Origin of the sequence: uncultured Thiodictyon sp. (genome assembly GCA_903837595.1) — a bacterium.
Classification (GTDB): domain Bacteria; phylum Pseudomonadota; class Gammaproteobacteria; order Chromatiales; family Chromatiaceae; genus Thiodictyon.
On record CAILVI010000002.1, the window covers coordinates 1 to 18,227 of the forward strand.

The 18,227-nt window shown below is 63.8% G+C and carries 19 protein-coding genes; 14 read left to right on the forward strand and 5 right to left on the reverse strand.

All coding sequences use genetic code 11. The features are described 5' to 3' along the window. Positions 1–216: hypothetical protein (locus QZY44_RS00025; protein WP_295440514.1), on the reverse strand; the 216-nt coding region annotated here is incomplete at its 3' end. 45 nt (positions 217–261) lie between these two features. Between QZY44_RS00025 and QZY44_RS00030 the strand changes: the two genes are divergently transcribed. Together QZY44_RS00030 and QZY44_RS00035 are read left to right on the forward strand one after the other, a co-directional pair. After that, positions 262–534 (forward strand): hypothetical protein, encoded by a 273-nt coding sequence (locus QZY44_RS00030; RefSeq protein ID WP_295440515.1) that lies wholly within the window; start codon positions 262–264, stop codon positions 532–534. Positions 535–741: 207 nt separating this feature from the next. Continuing rightward, the gene (locus QZY44_RS00035; protein WP_295440516.1) at positions 742–3,567 is read left to right on the forward strand and encodes a DUF499 domain-containing protein; all 2,826 of its coding nucleotides are present in this window, start codon (positions 742–744) and stop codon (positions 3,565–3,567) included. Between the two features lie 36 nt (positions 3,568–3,603). Here QZY44_RS00035 and QZY44_RS00040 read toward each other — a convergent pair whose 3' ends face one another. Then, positions 3,604–4,200 (reverse strand): Panacea domain-containing protein, encoded by a 597-nt coding sequence (locus QZY44_RS00040; protein ID WP_365302835.1) that lies wholly within the window; start codon positions 4,198–4,200, stop codon positions 3,604–3,606. A 294-nt stretch (positions 4,201–4,494) separates the two neighbouring features. Here QZY44_RS00040 and QZY44_RS00045 point away from each other — a divergent pair, with 294 nt between their 5' ends. The 9 genes from QZY44_RS00045 to QZY44_RS00085 all read left to right on the forward strand — a co-directional run bounded on the left by QZY44_RS00045 (position 4,495) and on the right by QZY44_RS00085 (position 12,689). Beyond that, the gene (locus QZY44_RS00045) at positions 4,495–4,737 is read left to right on the forward strand and encodes a hypothetical protein (protein WP_295440517.1); all 243 of its coding nucleotides are present in this window, start codon (positions 4,495–4,497) and stop codon (positions 4,735–4,737) included. Beyond that, on the forward strand, positions 4,734–5,144 hold the full coding sequence (locus QZY44_RS00050; protein ID WP_295440519.1) for a type II toxin-antitoxin system VapC family toxin: 411 nt from the start codon (positions 4,734–4,736) through the stop codon (positions 5,142–5,144). Before QZY44_RS00045 ends, QZY44_RS00050 begins: the two co-directional genes overlap by 4 nt. An 84-nt stretch (positions 5,145–5,228) precedes the next feature. Beyond that, complete coding sequence (locus tag QZY44_RS00055) at positions 5,229–5,504, forward strand: DUF1156 domain-containing protein (RefSeq protein ID WP_295440521.1); 276 nt, start codon at positions 5,229–5,231, stop codon at positions 5,502–5,504. Further along, the gene (locus QZY44_RS00060) at positions 5,501–7,363 is read left to right on the forward strand and encodes a DUF262 domain-containing protein (protein ID WP_295440522.1); all 1,863 of its coding nucleotides are present in this window, start codon (positions 5,501–5,503) and stop codon (positions 7,361–7,363) included. Before QZY44_RS00055 ends, QZY44_RS00060 begins: the two co-directional genes overlap by 4 nt. 99 nt (positions 7,364–7,462) lie before the next feature. Then, on the forward strand, positions 7,463–8,839 hold the full coding sequence (locus tag QZY44_RS00065) for an SNF2-related protein (RefSeq protein ID WP_295440524.1): 1,377 nt from the start codon (positions 7,463–7,465) through the stop codon (positions 8,837–8,839). Beyond that, entirely contained in the window at positions 8,839–10,290 is a 1,452-nt protein-coding gene (locus QZY44_RS00070; RefSeq protein WP_295440526.1) for a helicase-related protein, read from the forward strand. Before QZY44_RS00065 ends, QZY44_RS00070 begins: the two co-directional genes overlap by 1 nt. 1,033 nt (positions 10,291–11,323) lie before the next feature. Continuing rightward, positions 11,324–11,554 carry a hypothetical protein gene (locus QZY44_RS00075; RefSeq protein ID WP_295440528.1) on the forward strand — a complete coding sequence of 77 codons (231 nt, stop codon included), beginning with the start codon at positions 11,324–11,326 and terminating at the stop codon, positions 11,552–11,554. Further along, positions 11,551–11,709 (forward strand): hypothetical protein, encoded by a 159-nt coding sequence (locus QZY44_RS00080; RefSeq protein ID WP_295440530.1) that lies wholly within the window; start codon positions 11,551–11,553, stop codon positions 11,707–11,709. The genes QZY44_RS00075 and QZY44_RS00080 overlap by 4 nt, the downstream gene beginning before the upstream one ends. Before the next feature lie 458 nt (positions 11,710–12,167). Beyond that, on the forward strand, positions 12,168–12,689 hold the full coding sequence (locus tag QZY44_RS00085) for a hypothetical protein (RefSeq protein ID WP_295440531.1): 522 nt from the start codon (positions 12,168–12,170) through the stop codon (positions 12,687–12,689). Here the strand turns inward: QZY44_RS00085 and QZY44_RS00090 are convergent. Then, entirely contained in the window at positions 12,615–13,733 is a 1,119-nt protein-coding gene (locus QZY44_RS00090; protein ID WP_295440532.1) for a glycosyltransferase, read from the reverse strand. The genes QZY44_RS00085 and QZY44_RS00090 overlap by 75 nt on opposite strands. A 76-nt stretch (positions 13,734–13,809) precedes the next feature. Here QZY44_RS00090 and QZY44_RS00095 point away from each other — a divergent pair, with 76 nt between their 5' ends. Then, positions 13,810–14,760, forward strand: a complete 951-nt coding sequence (locus tag QZY44_RS00095; RefSeq protein WP_295440534.1) for an endonuclease — start codon at positions 13,810–13,812, stop codon at positions 14,758–14,760. A 123-nt stretch (positions 14,761–14,883) separates the two neighbouring features. Next, a complete protein-coding gene (gene grxD / locus QZY44_RS00100; protein ID WP_295440535.1) occupies positions 14,884–15,216 on the forward strand; it encodes a Grx4 family monothiol glutaredoxin in 333 nt (110 codons plus the stop codon). 67 nt (positions 15,217–15,283) lie between these two features. Here grxD and rnt read toward each other — a convergent pair whose 3' ends face one another. Then, entirely contained in the window at positions 15,284–15,937 is a 654-nt protein-coding gene (rnt, locus tag QZY44_RS00105; RefSeq protein WP_295440536.1) for a ribonuclease T, read from the reverse strand. 270 nt (positions 15,938–16,207) lie between these two features. Between rnt and QZY44_RS00110 the strand changes: the two genes are divergently transcribed. Beyond that, the gene (locus QZY44_RS00110; protein ID WP_295440538.1) at positions 16,208–17,050 is read left to right on the forward strand and encodes a VacJ family lipoprotein; all 843 of its coding nucleotides are present in this window, start codon (positions 16,208–16,210) and stop codon (positions 17,048–17,050) included. Here QZY44_RS00110 and pyrC read toward each other — a convergent pair. Next, positions 17,044–18,096, reverse strand: coding sequence for a dihydroorotase (pyrC, locus tag QZY44_RS00115; RefSeq protein WP_295440539.1), 1,053 nt, complete (start codon positions 18,094–18,096; stop codon positions 17,044–17,046). The genes QZY44_RS00110 and pyrC overlap by 7 nt on opposite strands. Positions 18,097–18,227 lie beyond the last annotated feature (131 nt).

Sequence of the window (18,227 nt, forward strand, 5' to 3'; positions counted from 1 at the left end):
AATGCAGTGCAATTCAAAATCTGGCAGCGACTTCAGAGCCTGAAGCATCAAACTAAAATTCTTATATCCATCGGTCGTAGGTTCGAATCCTACACGGCCCACCAATATAGAGAAGGGGTTAGCCGCAAGGCTAACCCCTTTTTCTTTTCCGTGGCGCACTAACCTACAAGACACCGCGACAAAGCGCGCCTGTGGTGCGCCAGATGGTTTGCGCATCCCGCACCGACGTGGCCGGAACCATGGCAAGGGGGTATACCGTCCATGAATCAGCCATCACAGAGCGAAGCCTCCAAGACCTTGCGTGGGTACTTGGGGCACATTGAATACTGGGACCCCGACGGCGGGGACGCGGACCTGCTCCTGAGCGGGCGGGAATGGTTGGAAGCCCACCGCGACAATCTGAGGGCGGACCAGCAGACCGCCTTGGCACAAGGCGATGATCGCCTGTTGGCGCTGGCCGGCGCAGCCGTGGGCAATACGCAGGATGTTGAGTTTCTGCGGTTGACTGCCAAGGTAGTCAACGCCAGTAGGTAACGTCTGATCGACTGATGGCCGGAGCGGTCTACGTCCGGTCGTCTGCGCCGGGGCTTCTGCTTCGCGCGCTCCATGCGATCCCGCACGACGCAGGCCTTGCCGACCGTACGATGATCCATGCCTCGATCGCTGCCACGTCAAATAACGGGTATCATGGCGGGAAAATATGCGCCCAGTTCGCGAGCCGATTGCAGGAATTTACGGACAATGACCTTGCCGACCATTTTCGATCTGTGTGAACCGCGCCAGGATGTGCTCCAGGGGACCATCTCGGAGTCGGATTTTGCCGCGGACCTCGCCCAGGTCCTGCGTGGTGACGCCCCCAAAGAGTATCTGGACCCGGTCAGATTCTTCGCCAACACCCACCCGACCCGGGGGCTTAAGGACCTGCTGCGCAACGTCTGCCTGCGCCTGACAGGCAACCCCCACCAGGTGGCATCGATCTTCCGGTTGGACACCAACTACGGTGGCGGCAAGACCCACGCCCTGATCGCCCTGACCCACGCGATCAACGGGATGGCCGGCGTACCAAACGCCGCCGAATTCCTGGACCCGTCCTTGCTGCCAACGGGCAAGGTCCGCATCGCCGCCTTCGATGGCGAAAACGCCGACCCGTTGAACGGGCGCCCCCTGGAACTCGACCTGCGCGCCTACACCCCCTGGGGCGAGATCGCCTATGCCCTGGCCGGCCGGGAAGGCTTTGAGCGGGTGCGCCGCAGCGACGAGGAGGGCGGCGCGCCCGGCGCTGCCACCCTGCAGGAACTGTTCGGCGGCGAGCCGACGCTGATCCTCATCGACGAATTGTCGGTCTACCTGCGCAAGCTCAAGGTCCGGGAGCGCGAGGCCGCGGGCGGTCAGCTCACCGCCTTCCTTACCGCCCTCTTCAAGGCCGTGGAAAGCTCGCCCAACGCCGTCGTGGTCTATACGCTCGCGATCGGCAAGGGTGGCAAGGCCACCGATGCCTATACCGACGAGAACCAATTCATCGCCGACAAGATGGAGGAGGTCGAGAGTATATCGGCCCGCAAGGCGACCTTACTCGATCCAACCGAGGAGGATGAGACGGTCAAGATCCTCCGCCGCCGGCTCTTCACCCGAATCGACGACGCCGGGGCCGCGGTCGTCATCGAGTCCTACCGCCGGCTGTGGGAGCAGCATCGCGACCAGCTGCCCCCGGCTGGCGTCGGTGATTACCGGCTCGAAGCCTTCGCGGCAGGTTACCCCCTGCACCCGGAGCTGATCGACACCCTGCGCGAGAAAATGTCCACCCTGGGCAATTTCCAGCGGGTGCGCGGTATGCTCAGGTTGCTCGCCAGGAGCGTGGCCAGGGTGTGGGAGCAGCGCCCCGCGGACGCCTACGCCATCCACCTGCACCATCTGGATTTGGGCTTCGAACCCATCCGCCAGGAGATCGTCACCCGTCTGGGCCAGCGCCAGTTCGTGCCGGCCATCAAATCGGACGTGGCCGCCGTGGACGGGGATCAGAGCGCCCTGGCCCAACAGCTCGATGCCGAACATTACCAAGGGCTCGCCCCCTACGGCTCCTACCTGGGCCGGGCGATCCTGTTCCATACCCTGGCCTTCAACGAAAACCTCAAGGGCGCGACCCCCGAGGAGCTGCGCTACTCCATCCTCTCCCCCGGCACGGATCTCAGTTTTATCGACGACGCCCGGCGGCGCTTCGTGCAGGGGTCGGCCTATCTGGACGACCGCCCGAACGTGCCCCTGCGCTTTTCCGCCGAGGCCAATCTGACCCAGATCCTGCGCCGCCCGGAACGCCTCAACGAATTCCGGGACCACCAGCAAGACCGCATCAGGGAATGGTACCAACGCTCCGAGCAGGAACTGGCCCTGGCCATCCAGCAGTGCTACCGGCATGTGCTCTATGCCTCCAAGCTCTGCATCGACGGGGCCAACCTGGACCTGGCGCACTCCGCCATCGACGTTCAGGGCGCCTCGGAGAAACCCGGTGTGGGCCAGAAGCAGGTGATCGAAATCCTGCGCGCCAACAACAAGCTGCGCCTGCCCGAGGACGAGCCGGACTCGCCGACCTATATCCGCGACCGCACCCCGCTCAAGAAAGGCACCATCACCACCGCCGCCGCCCTGCGCGCCGAATTCCGGCGGGACCCGGCGCTGCCCATACTGGTCGGCGACGACTGCTTTGTGAAAGGCATACGCCGCGGCATCGAGCTGGGCGAATACGTCTACCAAAACGGCGAACTCACCTGCGGCATGGGCGACCCCTGGGCCAGCATCCATATCGACGAGCAGTCCTTCGTCCATACGTCGGCTTACGCCAAAGAAAAGGGCATCTGGCCCAAGGTGGCCGAGCCGACACCAGTCCACGGATTCGGCACGGGGACGCCCACCGGCGGCGGGACGGCAGGTACCAGTGACGAAACAACGGGCGGCAGTGGCACGGGTACCGGCACGGGCAAGCCGGACAGCACGGGTGGAACCGGGCCCACCGGCGGTACCGGCAAGACCGTCGATCCCCCGCCCCAGTCCAACACACTGACCGAGGAAGGCGTCCTCAAAGAGGCCCTCACCAAGCTCTGGGAGCGGGCGCGGGCACGCAAGTTCACCCATATCCGCGCCATCGAGTTGCGGCTCTTCGACGCCACCGACCATGCGCGCCTGCGCCGAAGGCATCGAAGAGATGGGCCGCGAGGAGGCCGCCTACTGGCTCGGCACGGCCATGCACCGCAAATACCCCCGGCGCGTACTCATGGCACTGCGCTTCCTGCTGATCGATCCCAAGGCTTGAGGTGCGCGGCAAGCGGTTTGTGCACTCCCGGTCCTACGGACAGCCAAGCGCAGCACGCGCATCGCGAATACAGCGTTCCTGCTGTCGGGTGGTGTCGTCGGCATTGGCGACGCAATCGAGTGCGGGGCACAACAGAGACATCGGCAAGGTCGCGACGCAGGCCAGAGTGCCCCCGGCGATGTCCGTCAGTAGGGCACCGCCGTCATAGTCTACGGTCCGCCGTGAGCTCAGCCAACTATCAGCGGGAATGCCGAAAAATCTGACCGGGAGATATCCCCGCGGGCAGCCTAAAGGCCATATTACGGCTCTGCTCGGTGAGTCTTGCGGATCGCCTCGTACTCGCCAGCGATCTCTAGGATAGCGCCCCGTGACGGCCTGTCATCGTCCAAACCCAGAGGATAGGGGATCGCCTCGTTCATGCCCGCGCCGTCCTGCCAAATCTTGGCCCATGCGCCATTCTCGGCATGGGTAACGTCGATCATGGTGGGCGAGTAAGTGTCGCGGTACTGCGCTACCAACTCGTCAATAATGCGCAGATCGCGCCTGGTAAAGTGGCTGTCGTCGAACGGGACTCGGGGCACGACAGTGTCACGAACGTAGTCGATAACCTTTACCGGCTGGATGGAGATCGCGGCAGCCAAGTCTGGCTCCGCGTCGTCCCACTCCTGCATCACCTGCACGGGGACCGGGCCGAATTTCCAGGCCCGGTATTCCAGCCCGGTCACGCTGCACCCAGTTTTCCGGAAATGCTCAAAGTCTAGCAAAAATAGTAGCTTGAACAGCTTGATCTTACCCAGGTGCCTGTGTTGTGGGCAAAGTACAGGATCGCGTTGATCAGCTTCTCGCGTTCGTGGGTAACCAGCATCGGGATTTGGGGCAAAATACGCTTGGGAAATGTGGAACGGGAGGTGGGATCAGGGGCGGGGCCTCGCCCCGATCCAAGCCGGTTGCTGCTGAGCCAGATCCCGACCTCGCAACCGACCGTTACGCTGCCAGTCTAGGCCAAGACGCCCGCGGCGGCAATCCGCGCGGCAACTGTCCTGCCTGGTTCGATTGAGGACAAGCGCGGCGGGGTGCATGATGGGACTACTGGAGACGGGAGCGGCAGAGGGGTCTCTCTACCGTCCGGGCTTGCGACTGGTGGCCCAGGTCCCGAGGTCGCCGCAAACCGTTAACAACCAGAGTAGCACATGAACGCAATCCGCTTGATCTACGACGCTGTACCTGACAGTTTATCCGTACCGCCGTCTATGCGTCGCCGCCGCGCCGAAGTGGTGTTTCTGGCGTTGGACGAGGAGACGGTGCCCGCGCCGACCGAAAGTATCCGCGACGACTGGCCGGCTGGCTTCTTTGAACAGACCGCAGGGGCCATCCCGGACCTGCCCGAGCGCGATACCCAAGGCGAGCAGCCGACCCGCGAGCCATTCCCATGAGTTGGCTGCTCGATACCAACGCCTGCATCGATTACCTGAAGCGCGGCACGCCCGCCATCCGCAAACGCCTGCGAGCGACCAGGCCCGGCGATGTTTATCTCTGTTCCATCGTCAAATCGGAGCTGCTGTACGGCGCCTACAAGAGTCAGGACCCGGAACGCACCCTGCGCGTCCAGCGTGCCTTTTTCCGTTGCTTTCCATCCCTGGAATTCGACGACCGGTGTGCCGACATCCTCGGGCGCATACGTGCCGAGTTGTCCCGCACCGGTGGTCTCATCGGTCCCTATGACATGATGATCGCGGCCATTGCCATCGCCAACGGATTGACGCTGGTCACCAACAACACGCGGGAATTCCGGCGCGTTGCCCGCTTATCCATCGAAGACTGGAAGGCGGCCGAGGACTGAACGCCCCATGACCACACGCCTGATCGAGACCTGGTTGCCCATCGCCCAACTCTGGGCCTGGACGGTCTGCGCGAGCGTACGCCCATGATGCCCTTCCCGGCGCCGAACCGACTGCACCTCTGGTGGGCACGCCGACCCTTGGTCGCCTCGCGCGCAGCCATCCTGGCGATATTGCTGCTGGCGGATGCGGACGGGGAGCGGTTTATGCCTGTGCTGGGCTCCGACCTGGCAAAGGCCGTGCTGCCTTCGGCCAGCGACTTCGAGATCCTGGAGAAGCTGCGCCGGCTGGCTTACGCAGACCGGGTGGATAGACCGACCCAGTTGGCACTTTGGAATGAGGACGACGCTTCAACATCATGACGACCTTCGATACTACTAAGGAATTTCTTTCCGGCATGCTCGAACAGTTGGGCGACGGAAAGACCCAGCTCCCGGATTTCCAACGGAGCTGGGTTTGGGATGATGACCATATTCGCTCGGTGCTGGCGAGTGTCGCCCGATCCTTCCCCATCGGTGCCGTGATGATGCTCAGGACCGGTGGTGACGTGCGTTTCCAGCCCAGACCCGTGCAGGGTGTGACCTTTCCGCCCCAGGGCCGGCCGGAACCCGAGCGCCTGGTACTTGACGGCCAACAACGGCTGACATCTCTCTACCAGGCCCTGATGCTAGATAAGGTGGTGGAGACCGTCAACGCCAAGAAGCAGAAGATCAAGCGTTGGTATTATATCGACATGCGCAAAGCGGTACAGAGTCCGGAGGACATGGAGGAGGCCATCGTCGGCCTGCCGGAAAGCCGCCAACTACTCAACTTCCGCGGTGAGTTGATTGCCGACTATTCGACCCTCCAACGTGAATACGAGGCCGAGCTTTTTCCCATCCGAAACGTCTTCGATGACGACAACTGGCGAATGGCCTATTCCGAATTCTGGGACTTCGATAGGGACAGACAGAAATTCTACAACGAGTTTGGCAAGCGGGTGCTGAACGCTTTCAATCAATATCAGGTCCCGCTGATCGTGCTGGATCGGACGACCTCCAAGGAGGCCGTGTGCCAGGTCTTTGAGAAGGTGAACACGGGAGGCGTTTCACTAACCGCTTTCGAACTGCTGACTGCCACCTACGCGGCAGATAACTTCAATCTGCGGGATGACTGGTTTGGTAACCAGGAGCGCCAGGTTGCCGGACGGGAGCCGCGCCTGCACCAGAAAAAGGTGTTGCAGCGTTTGGCCAACACCGACTTTCTTCAGGTCGTGGCACTGCTGTACACCAGCGCCCGACGCGATGCCGACATGACCACCGGACTCCAGCCGGAGGAGGCTGCGGCCGTGAGCTGCAAGCGCGTCACGATCCTCAATCTGCCCCTGGACGGCTATCGCCAATGGGCCGACGGCGCGGTGGAAGGATTGGAACGGGCGGCCCGCTTCCTGTTTCAACAGAATATCTTTTCTCCCTGGGATCTGCCCTATCAGACTCAGGTGGTCCCCTTGGCTGCCATCCTCATCAAACTCGGCAATCGTTGGGAGGACGACGGCATTCGGCGTAAGGTTGCCCTATGGTTTTGGTGCGGAGTCTTCGGGGAACTTTACGGCGGCGGTATCGAGTCCCGCGCGGCCCGCGACCTGCCGGAGGTGCTGGCATGGATCGACGGTGGCGCTGAACCTCAGACAGTGATCGACGCCAATTTCTCCAGGACCCGCCTGTTGACCTTGAGGACGCGCAACAGCGCGGCCTACAAGGGACTGCATGCCCTGCTGATGCGCGACGGCGCACAGGACTTCCGAACCGGGGTGCCCATTGACGAGGCCAGCTTCTGGGACGAACGCATCGACATACACCATATCTTTCCCCAAGTGTGGTGTGTCAGACAGGGCATACCGTCCCAACGCTACAACTCGATCGTCAACAAGGCGGCGGTGTCTGCACGCACCAATCGGATCGTCGGCGGCCAAAGCCCGAGCGCCTATCTCCAGCGTATTCAGGAACAGGCAGGGATAGGCCGGCAGCGAATGGATGAGATCCTGGGGACTCATGTCATCGACCAGCAATGGTTGAGGGCAGACCACTTTGAAGGCTTCTTCGCCGCCCGGGAGGATGCGCTGGTCACGCGCATTGCCGCGGCGATGGGTAAAGCCGTCCTGCAACAAGCGTCCGAGCAAGAGCCGGTCACGGAGTCGAACGGCGACGACAGCGCGGACGACGCGGCAGATGGCGAGTCATGAAACTCCTCAGCGCCAAGGACTGGCTAACCAAGTACAGCCCCGACCAGTGCGATCTGGTTACGGGATTCTAAATCCCGGCCCTCGAATGCGCAGTGCGTTATGACCGCATCCACCGGCTACTTCTCCGCCTACGCACTGGCGCTCGCCGCCCGCGGCATCGAGGGCCTGGTCCGCAATGGTGGCCGCATGCGCCTGGTGGTGGGCTGCACCCTGAAACCCCAGGACCTGGACGCCATTCAGCAGGGTGCTGAGCTGCGCGATACGGTGGAGGCGGCACTCTTGGCTGAACCTCTGGGGGCCGGGGACCCGGCGGCGATCGATGCCCTGGCCCTGCTGGCCTGGATGGTCGCCAAGGGCCACCTGGACGTGAAGGTCGCCGTGCCTTGCGATGAGGGGCGAAAGCCCATCGCCGGTCTTGGGCTCTTCCACGAGAAGGCCGGTATCCTGGAAGACGGTGCGGGCAACCGGCTCGCCTTCTGCGGCAGCATCAACGAGACCGAATTCGGTTGGAAGCACAACTGGGAGAGCTTCCACGTCTATACCACCTGGACCGGTGGGACGGCGCACGTGCAGGCCGAAGAGGAGAGCTTTGCGCGACTCTGGGCTGACCGGGCCACCTGTGCCATCGTCATGGACGTGCCGGCGGCGGTGCGGCTGGAACTGCTCAAGTTTCTCCCCAAGGACGACTTGCCTGGTCGGCTCAAGAGGCCCCATGCCGACGTCGAACTGCCCACCGAGCCGGCCCCCATCACTGCCGAGCCGCCCCCACCTCACTTGGACCCGCGGCGGCTGATTTGGGCCTACATCCGCCACGCGCCGGGCTTACCCAAGGGTGGCGAGCGGGTCGGGGAGGCCACCAGTGCGGTGACGCCCTGGCCCCATCAGGTGCGGGCCTTCCAGCGTCTCTACGCCCACTGGCCTCCGCACCTGTTGATTGCCGACGAGGTGGGGCTGGGCAAGACCATCCAGGCCGGGTTGCTGTTGCGCCAGGCGTGGCTCGCCGGTCGGGCCCGGCGCATGCTGGTGCTCGCACCCAAGGCGGTGCTGCGCCAATGGCAGATCGAGCTGCGCGAGAAGTTCAACCTGAACTGGCCCATCTATGACGGCCAGCGTCTGTGCTGGTTGCAGTCCCCGGGGTTCCAGGGGGAGGCGCAACGACTGGTCGGCCCCAAAGACTGGCATCGCGAGCCCTATGTGCTCGCCTCCAGCCACTTGATGCGCCGTCGCGACCGGGCGGCGGAACTGCTGGCGGGCGCCGAGCCCTGGGACCTGGTGGTGTTGGACGAGGCCCACCACGCACGGCGTGCGGGCGGCGGTCTGGGTGTGGACCAACGCCCCAACCAACTCCTGCGGCTGATGCAGGTCCTGCGGGACCGAACCGCGGGGTTGGTCCTGCTCACGGCCACACCGATGCAGGTGAGTCCGATCGAGGTCTGGGACTCGAAACCGCCGAGCGCGAGGCGGCGGTCCGGCTGATGAAACTCAACACACCGCTGCGCGCCCTGGTTTCGCGTCACACCCGGGAGCTGCTGCGTCGTTATCACGCGGCGGGCAAGCTCAAGACGCCGATTGCCACGCGCCGGGTGGAGGACCGCTTCGTCGAGATGACCGCAGCGGAACGCCACGTCTACGAGCAGGTGGAGGATTACATCGGGAGCACCTACAATAACGCCGCGGCCCAGGAGCGCACGGCCGTGGGCTTCGTGATGACCATCTATCGCCGACGGCTGGCCAGCAGCTTCTATGCCCTGATCAAGACGCTGGACCGGCGTCTCGCATCGGTCGGGAATCACACGGCCCCAGGCCAAGACGCGAATCTGGCCATCGACGAGGACATCCCGGACGACGAGCTGGAAGACGAGGCGATGGATACGGACCAGGCCGCCGACCTGGAGCGGCGCGCGCTCGCCTTGGAAGAGACGGGCGACATCGGGGCGCTGTTGGCCGCGGCCAAGCGCCTGCAGCATGACACCAAGGCCGGCGTTCTTATCGAGGTCCTGCGCGAACTGCGCGAACAGGGCTACACGCAGGCGATGGTCTTTACCCAGTACACCGACACCATGGATTTTCTGCGCGGGCGCATCGCCGAGGCCCTGGGGGCCGGGGTGATTTGCTTTTCCGGTCGTGGCGGCGAGGTTCCGACCCCCGCGGGCGACTGGCAGGTCATTTCGCGCGAGTCGACCAAGCAACGCTTTCGGGAGGGTCGTGCTGAGATCATGGTCTGTACGGATGCAGCGGCCGAGGGCCTGAACTTCCAGTTCTGCGGCGCCCTGGTGAACTACGACATGCCCTGGAATCCGATGCGGGTTGAGCAGCGGATCGGGCGTATCGACCGCCTGGGACAAGAAAACCCCGAGACCCGTATAGTCAACCTGCACTATCAGGACACCGTGGAGGCGGACGTTTACGACGCCCTGCGCCACCGGATCAACCTGTTCCAGAGCTTCGTCGGCCGGCTCCAACCCATCCTGGCCCGCCTGCCCCGCGCGATTACTGAGGTCAGTTTGGGGCGTCCGGCGGATCGCGAACTGGCCAGGGCCAACCTGGTAACGGACATCGAGTCCGGGCTGACGGCTGCACAACAGGCCGGATTCGACCTCGACGAGGTGACGGAGGATGAGTTGGATGAGCCGGAGCGCCCGCTGGCCGCTTATGGATTGGCCGAGCTTGGCACCCTGTTAGGACACCCGAAGCTGCTGCCGCCAGGTGTCGCCTCCAACGTGCTCGGGTCTCGGGACTGGTCCTGGCGGGCGCCCGGTATGGCGGGGCCGGTGCGTGTCACCACCGATCCCGACTACTTCGAGCAGCACCCGGACAGCACTGAACTGTGGTCACCTGGGAGCCCCCACTTTCCGATTCCCGAGGCAATTGCCGCACCGGAAGAGTTGGATGGTCTCGACTGGCGCCGGCTGATACAGCCAGAGTAAGCCCAGATTCTCGGGCCGAAGCCCGGGACAGGGCTTCGGCCGTGCTGCTCTCTCCAGCGATTGTCGGCAAGCCCGCAAATTGCCTGCTAGACTTCGGGCATACTTGATTCATTTCAGCGCCGGCTTACCGAATGTTTCAAAGAAGTACATCGGAAAATTGATACCGTCAGCGATATGTTGGCGACTCTCGGCAACCTCGAATTCGATCCGATGAGGTTGGCCCAGGTTAGCCATGTGAATGAACGTATTTTCGAGATCATTCCTGCATGCAAACAGCAGATTTGCAGTTCGCGTGACTCATACTTGCGATACCCTGCAGATTGCTCAGATGCTGAAAAACGCAAGCTGAAAATTGCGCATGACGCTTAAATTATCCGCGCTATCCCTGATCAATTCGGCGGCGAAAATTCACGCCTGATATTCGGTTCGTACTGGAGGGATAGTGCGACAATATTTGATTTCCTAAATGTATTTGCCGAGTTCGCAAAGTCTCAGGCGCCGGCTCAAAGGTTGGAGATAGAAGGGAAGGCTGGCGCTTTAGCAAAATACATTGCGGAAAACTCGCGGAAGTTCGCCGGTTCGTGCGACACGAAATGAAAGCCACTAAGCCCCCGCGATGGGCGTAGTACGGATCGCCGTATATTTGGCACTGATCAGAAGAAAAGACATTCGTCGCCTGCTACCCATGCCAAGTGCGGGTAGCGGATCCTTGCCTTTCTCCGGGTCGGCCTAGGCCTCCCTCCCCGCGTCGGTCGCCTCACCGCGGTTGTCAGGAGTCGCACGTCTACGGCAGGGCTCTGGCGGCCAGGCGGGCGTACTCGGTACACCCCACGGGTGCTATCTCCGTGAGGGTTTCGGGGGGGGTGGATGACCGGTGGTTTCCCGCGCCGCTCCTGGTCGAAGTCGACCTCGGCGTCCTGGCTGGGGGTGGGGCGGTTGACAGCCATGGCCCCCGGGTCTAGGTTTCCTGGCAGAACCACCGGGCGCCGACTATGAGCGCCAGCGCGTTCGACATCATCAAGAGCGGTGCCACATGCAAGTAGAACGGCTGTTTACGAAGGTCACAGATCGGCGGGTATCGATTGAGTTGCCGGATAGCTTCAATGACGGCCAGGTCGAAGTCATTGTCTTGGCGCTGGATGAGGCTCCGCCCGTCATGTCGCGCGCGCATCGTCGCCCCCATCCGGATATTGCCGGACAGGTCATAATCCACGGCGATATTCTCAACACGGTGCCGGAACGCGACTGGGACCTGCCGCGATGATCGTCCTTGATACCCATGTCTGGCTGTGGTGGATCAATCGCGATCAGGCCCGACTCAAGCCGGCCTGGCGGGCGCGTATCGACAGTGCCGAACCGGTCGGTGGCTCGGAAAAGTTTCCGTTTTATTTGGAGCTCGCAGGGCGGTTGCTTCAGTAACCATCTCCGGTCTGTGTCCTTGTGGCGTAGACCGGCCGTCTGTCGCGGTGCCGGGCAGCGGGTGGCAGGGGCGGTTGGTGTGGCGTTCGCTGTGCGTTGAGCGTCCACGCAGCGACGGCGGTGTTCCGCGTCCGGCGGCCTCTGTGCTAGAGTGGGGGCGTCGAAGTTGTGTGAAAGTCGTGTGAAACCCTGGCGGCAACTTCAATCACTTAGGGTCCGTTCTGGTCCACTCGCAGCTTGGGGCGGCGGCGCATGTGGTTGATTCGGCTGATTTTTTTGGTGGTTAAGTGCCCTCTTAATCCATCGGTCGTAGGTTCGAATCCTACACGGCCCAGCAAATAAGACAGCCTATTTGGTGGAAACGCGGACCGGCTTTTTTGTGCGCGTCGTATTCCTCCAGCATCGCCTTCCAGGCCTTTTGTATGCTGGCTCTTGAATCAAGGCGTTGAGGAGGTAGGTTGGAAATCATCGCGCTCTACTCGGTCCTTTGGGCTTGCTTCCATCTCGGCGCCGGCACCCTGGCCCAACAGGTGCCGGTTCGACGCTTCGTTGACCTTCCTTTCGTCAGCCGCAGCTATGCCTGGGAGCACAGCGGGAGGCTGTACGAGCGGCTGGGGATTCGCTGGTGGAAGGACCATATCCCCGAGGCGGGGGCCTTCTGCCCCGGCGGTTTCCCCAAACGCCAATTACAATCCGATGACCCCGACTATCTGAGGCTGTTCGTCCTTGAGGCCTCCAGGGCGGAATTCTCCCATTGGATGACCTGGGGGCTGGCACTGACCTTTTTCCTCTGGACCCCCTGGCCAATCGCCGTGTTTATGGTGTTCTTCGGAGCCATGGGCAATGGCCCCTGCATCATGGTGCAACGCTACAACCGTATCCGGCTCAATCGCGTCCTGAGGGCCTCAGAGCGGCGCGCGCACCGGGATCGAGCGGCCCTTCCAGCGCACGCTGTTGCGCACCAGGGTGAGATACAGTGAGCGCAACAGGACCGCGAAGAAGAACAGCAGGGACAAGGGATAAGTCACGGCGGTGAGAAGACCGTAGTTGCCGAGCCGGCGCAGTAGCCACCAGATCTGGGCGGCGTAGGCGATATAGGCCACCAGGCCGGCGATGACCCAGTTGCACACCCCGTGCGCCGGCCAATGATTGATGGCGTCGAGCCCGGTCACCGCGCCCGAGACCCAGGCGACCATCATGAGGAGCATCCAGGGATCGGTGTGCATCGCACCATGCGCGAGGTTCTTTGTCCAGCCATCGGCCAGATCCCGCAAGCCATGCGGGTACATGCGAAGCGCGATGACACCCTGGCCGATAAAGTTGTGCACGCGGCAACCGCGGTTCCCCATCTCTCGCGCCAATGCCACGTCGTCGACGACCTCGGCGCGGACCAGCTGGTGGCCGCCGGTCCTGAAATAATCATCACGCGAGCAGACGATGCAGGGGCCAAAACTCCCCTTCGACTTGATCGCGTCGCCCGCCAGGGTGAAGGACCGGATGCTGCCCATCATGCTGATGAAAAAGAAGGCCGAGAGCCGTTCGTAAGCCTTGTGCATCCGATGGTAGGGCTGGATGGAGACCAGGCCGCCGTAGCGCGCATAGGTGGCCACGATCCGGCTCAGGCCGGTCGGTTCGAGCTCGGTATCGGCATCGAGAAACACGAACACCTCACCGTTGGCGCGCTGCGCCCCCAGCCAGCAGGCCTGGGTCTTGCCGAGCCAGCCGTCGGCGACTTCGGTCAAGGTCAAGGTCGTTGCCCCGGCCGCCCGGGCCAGGGCGGCCGTCCCGTCCGTTGAATCGTCATCGACGACGATCACCTCGAAATTGGTGTAGTCCTGCACTCGCAGCGAGGCCAGCAAGGGGGGCAGGCGGGCCTCTTCGTTGCGGGCCGGGATGATGAGCGAGACCCTGGGCGCAGCGCACTGGCGCGGCAGCGGCGGACAGGGACGCAGGCGCCCCAGGAAGACAAAGGCCAGGGTCCATGGCACGAGCAGCCAAAGCAGTTCGGTTAAGGGAAATGGCACAGTCATGTTTCACCGTAAGTTAAGTGGGTTTGGTCTAGAATGCCGCTCCCGACCAACCACTGAGCATAAATGGACGATGGCAAGAAAGCCAACCGTCGCGATCGGCTTTTTTGCCGCGATCGTGTTTTCATCGGCGTTTGCGGCAAACACCCCCTGCTCCGGCAAGAAAGGCGGGGTGGCGGGTTGTCAGAACGGCGCCTTCCTCTGTCGAGACGGAAGCGTCAGCACCAGCAAGCAGGTCTGTACCGATGCGGGGGTTGCAGCCACCCCAATCCCGCAGACGGTCGCCCCGGCCGCCCCCGCGAGCAACACGCCGACCCGCGGCCGGTCGGCGGCACCACCGGGGGACCTGCCCCGCACCGCGGCCACCTTCACCCAGGCGAAAAAGCTGGTGTACGAGCGGATTTACTTCGACCATCAGCGCACCCTCTACTGTGGGTGCCAGTACGACGCCGACCGGCAGGTCGCGCTGGACACCTGCGGCCTCCAAGACCTAGCCAGCAACAAGCGCGCCGCGCGCATCGAAGCCGAGCACGTGTTTCCCGCGGCGCAGTTCGGCAACTTCCGGACCTGCTGGCGAGAGCCGGCGAGCTTTCCGCAGTGCCACAAGGCGGACGGCGAGACCCTCTCGGGGCGAGAGTGCTGTTTGCGCGTCGATCCGGTGTTTGTGGCCGCCCACAACGACCTCCAGAACCTCTACCCGGAGGACGGCTACCTGAACGGTCGGCGCTCGGATTACAACTGGGGCATGGTCTCGGGCGGTACGACGTACGGCACCTGCGACATGCGCTTCGACGGCAGTGTGCGCCGCGTTCAACCGCCCGTCGCCATCCGCGGCGAGATCGCCCGGACGATGTTCTACATGCGCGACACGTACGGCTTTCGCCTCAGCCGCCAGGATCAACAGCTCTACACGGCCTGGAACAACCAGAACCCGCCGGATGACTGGGAGATCGAGCGCAACCGGCGGATCAAGGAGATTCAGGGGATGGGCAATGCCTATGTTGAGGAGTACCGGCGCCTGTGACGCTTAGCGCGGTTTGGTCAAGGTCGCGACCGCAGTCACCGCGGGGATCCCGGCACCGTTGAAAACCCCCGATGCGTCCCGATTATTTGGCGTTCAACAGTCACACGCCACGCGAGGTACCGGATGGATGTTTTGCAGCGGATCGATGAGCAGGTCAAGCACAGCCCGATCGTCATCTACATGAAGGGCACGCCCCAGTTTCCCCAGTGCGGGTTTTCCATGAGGGCGGCGGCGGCGCTGAGGGAGTGCGGTGTCCCCTTCGACCATGTCAACGTCCTGGATGACCCGGAGGTCTTCCAAAACCTGCCCCGCTATGCGGATTGGCCTACCTTCCCCCAGGTCTATATCGGGGGCGAACTGGTCGGGGGCTGCGACATTACCCTGGAACTGCACGCCAGTGGTGAACTCAAGCCGATGATGGAGGCGGCCGTCGCTAAGGCAGCGCCCGAAGGTTGAGTCGCCGGGGCGGTCAGGATCTGGGCCTGCTCCCTCCCCTTGACCGCGCGGCGGCTCTGGCCCCGCCTCAGCCCTCCTCGGGGTCCCGCCAGAAGCGCGTCTCGTCCAACGCCTGCCAGCGGTTGACGATGGTGCAGAAGAGCCGTGCGGTCTGTTCCGCGTCGTAGACCGCGGAGTGCGCCTCACTGTTCTGCCAGCCGAGCCCGGCCGCCTTGGCGGCCTTGGCCAGTACCGTCTGGCCGAACATCAGCCCCGCCAGGCTCACGGTGTCGAAGACGCTGAATGAGTGGAACGGATTGTGTTTATAGCCGGTGCGCTCCACCGCCGCCGCCAGAAAGCCCAGGTCGAAGTGTGCGTTGTGACCCACTAAGATGGCGCGGTTGCAGCCGGTGGAGGCCAGGGCCTTGCGGATCGGGTTGAGGATGCGGGTGAGGGCCTCGTGCTCCGCGATCGCGTCGCGGAACGGGTGGTCCGGGACGATGCCGTTGAAGGCTAGGGCGCGGGGATCCATCTCCGACCCCACGAACGGCAGGACATGGGCCGCGAGCGGGGCGGAGGGCTCCACGGTCCCATCGGGGCGCATGCGGATGATGACCGCCGCGATCTCCAGCAAGGCATGGCGTTGGGCGTCGAAGCCGGCGGTTTCTACGTCCACCACCACGGGCAGGAAGCCGCGGAAGCGTCGGGCGATCCCCTGGATCATCGGTTGTTCTTGGTTCATCGCGACAGCATACGGGGGCGGCGCGCGCTTGCCAAACCGGCGCAGCCCTGGGGCAGCGGGCGCAATGCGTGGCGGCGCACCCGAAATCGTCACGGGCGACATCGACGCAAACAATTACAATAGGCCCCAATGGTGCCGGGTGCACGGCCTGCGGCACCGCCGCATGCAAGATAACACTATAAAAAATTTGAATTTTTGCCTTGGTGCGGAGCCAGTCGCGAGTTTTTTTCAACGAGCCACGCCCGCTGGGGCCTTGGGGGATGTACGGTGATGTGCTTTTTGAAGACCCGGGCCGGGGCCCGTCGCGTGATCGGCGCGGTGTTGGTGGCCGCGCTTCTGGCCGGCTGCGCCTCCGCGCCCAACCGGCTGACGGACCCGCGTGACCCGCTGGAGCCCGTGAATCGGGCCGTGTTCCGTTTCAATAGCGACTTCGACAAGGCGTTTATGGTCCCCTTGGCCAAGGGGTACAAGGCGATCACCCCGGAGCCGGTCAACCGCGGCATCACCAACTTTTTCGGCAACATCGACGACGTCACCTCACTCGTCAACAACGTTTTGCAGTTCAAGCTGTTGCGCGCCGGCAGCGACGTCGGGCGCATTGTCGTCAACAGTACCGTGGGTATCCTGGGGTTCATGGACGTGGCCACCAACGTCGGCCTGCCGAGCTATAAGGAGGACTTCGGTCAGACCCTGGGTTATTGGGGGCTCCCTCCCGGCGCCTATGTGATGCTGCCGATCTTCGGCCCCAGCGATCTGCGCGACACCGTCGGCTTTGCCGGCGACCTCGTCACCGATCCGTTCTTCAGCATCAAGACGGGCAAGATCTATTGGGGCGTCGGGGGCTTGCGGATGGTGGACTTCCGCGCCGACCGGCTGGCGGCGGGTGAGATCCTGGAGGATGCCGCGCTGGACCCCTACGTCTTCCTGCGCGATGCCTATCTGCAGCGCCGCCGGAATCTGGTCTATGACGGCAACCCGCCTGAGTCCGAGGACCAGGGGGACATTTGGAGTGACGTGGAGTTCAATGGCGGGTCCAAGTCCGCCCCCGGCAAGCCGGCGGCGTCCAAGCGCGCGCCGGCCAAGTCGGGGGAGAACTCCTTGGGGACTCACTGAGCCGCGGGTAGCAGGCGCCAGTCGAGGCGCGTTGCCGCCCCCATGGGGACGACCCGGCTCGGTCCAAGGGCATAGTCGGGTGGTATCTCCCAGGGCTCCCGGCGCAGCGTCACCCGGGCGGTATTGCGGGGCAAACCGTAGAAGTCGGCACCGAAGTGACTGGCGAATCCCTCCAGCCGGTCCAGTGCACCGGCTTGCTCGAAGGCCTGCGCATAGAACTCCAGCGCGGCATGGGCACTGAAGGCCCCGGCGCAACCGCAGGCACACTCCTTGCCCTCCATCGGGTGCGGCGCGCTGTCGGTACCCAGGAAGAAGCGCGGATGGCCGCTGATGGCCGCCTCCACCAGGGCCAGGCGATGGCGCTCGCGTTTGAGCACCGGCAGACAGTAGAGGTGCGGGCGGATGCCGCCGACCAGCATGGCGTTGCGGTTATACAAGAGATGGTGCGGGGTCAGGGTCGCGGCCAGCGTGGCTGGGCCCGACCGCACGAACGCGACCGCCGCCGCCGTGGTCACATGCTCGAACACCACCTTGAGACCGGGAAAGCGCTCCACCAGCGGCGCCAGGCGTTCGTCGATGAAACGGTCTTCCCGGTCGAAGATATCCACCTCGGGGTCCGTCACTTCCCCGTGCACCAAGAGCGGCATCCCGGCGTCGCGCAGCGCCGCGAAGACCGGCCCCAGGCGCTCCAGGTCCGTCACCCCGTCCTGCGAATTGGTGGTGGCCCCGGCCGGATAGAGCTTGCAGGCCGCCACCGCGCCGCTCGCGCGCGCCGCGGCGATCTCCTCTGGCGTCGTCTGGTCGGTGAGATACAGGGTCATCAGCGGCTCGAAGCCGGACCCCGCGGGCAGGGCGGCACGCAGCCGCGCGCGGTAGGCCAGGGCCGCCGCGGTGGTCGTTACCGGCGGGCGCAGGTTCGGCATGACGATGGCGCGGGCGAATTGCCGGGCGCTGTGCCCGATCACGCTCGCCATGGCGGCCCCGTCGCGCAGGTGCAGGTGCCAGTCGTCGGGTTGGGTGATGGTCAGTTCGTCGGGCTGGGGCACGGGTCTTGCACTCCGATGGATGCTGTACTGAACGGGCCACGGGCGCCGGCGTTGTCGACTGGCCGCGCGGTCAGGTGCCCGGATGGCTTAAACTCTGCGCGGATCGGGTGTGCGGACGCGGGAGCCGGTCA

Coding starts and splice junctions, on each gene's coding strand:
- QZY44_RS00060 (WP_295440522.1), top strand. CDS start 5,501: ATGACGACCTTCGATACTACTAAGGAATTTCTTTCCGGCATGCTCGAA.
- QZY44_RS00110 (WP_295440538.1), top strand. CDS start 16,208: ATGTGCTTTTTGAAGACCCGGGCCGGGGCCCGTCGCGTGATCGGCGCG.
- QZY44_RS00045 (WP_295440517.1), top strand. CDS start 4,495: ATGAACGCAATCCGCTTGATCTACGACGCTGTACCTGACAGTTTATCC.
- QZY44_RS00065 (WP_295440524.1), top strand. CDS start 7,463: ATGACCGCATCCACCGGCTACTTCTCCGCCTACGCACTGGCGCTCGCC.
- grxD (WP_295440535.1), top strand. CDS start 14,884: ATGGATGTTTTGCAGCGGATCGATGAGCAGGTCAAGCACAGCCCGATC.
- QZY44_RS00075 (WP_295440528.1), top strand. CDS start 11,324: ATGCAAGTAGAACGGCTGTTTACGAAGGTCACAGATCGGCGGGTATCG.
- QZY44_RS00035 (WP_295440516.1), top strand. CDS start 742: ATGACCTTGCCGACCATTTTCGATCTGTGTGAACCGCGCCAGGATGTG.
- QZY44_RS00030 (WP_295440515.1), top strand. CDS start 262: ATGAATCAGCCATCACAGAGCGAAGCCTCCAAGACCTTGCGTGGGTAC.
- QZY44_RS00070 (WP_295440526.1), top strand. CDS start 8,839: ATGAAACTCAACACACCGCTGCGCGCCCTGGTTTCGCGTCACACCCGG.
- QZY44_RS00055 (WP_295440521.1), top strand. CDS start 5,229: ATGATGCCCTTCCCGGCGCCGAACCGACTGCACCTCTGGTGGGCACGC.
- rnt (WP_295440536.1), bottom strand. CDS start 15,937: ATGAACCAAGAACAACCGATGATCCAGGGGATCGCCCGACGCTTCCGC.
- QZY44_RS00095 (WP_295440534.1), top strand. CDS start 13,810: ATGGCAAGAAAGCCAACCGTCGCGATCGGCTTTTTTGCCGCGATCGTG.
- QZY44_RS00080 (WP_295440530.1), top strand. CDS start 11,551: ATGATCGTCCTTGATACCCATGTCTGGCTGTGGTGGATCAATCGCGAT.
- QZY44_RS00050 (WP_295440519.1), top strand. CDS start 4,734: ATGAGTTGGCTGCTCGATACCAACGCCTGCATCGATTACCTGAAGCGC.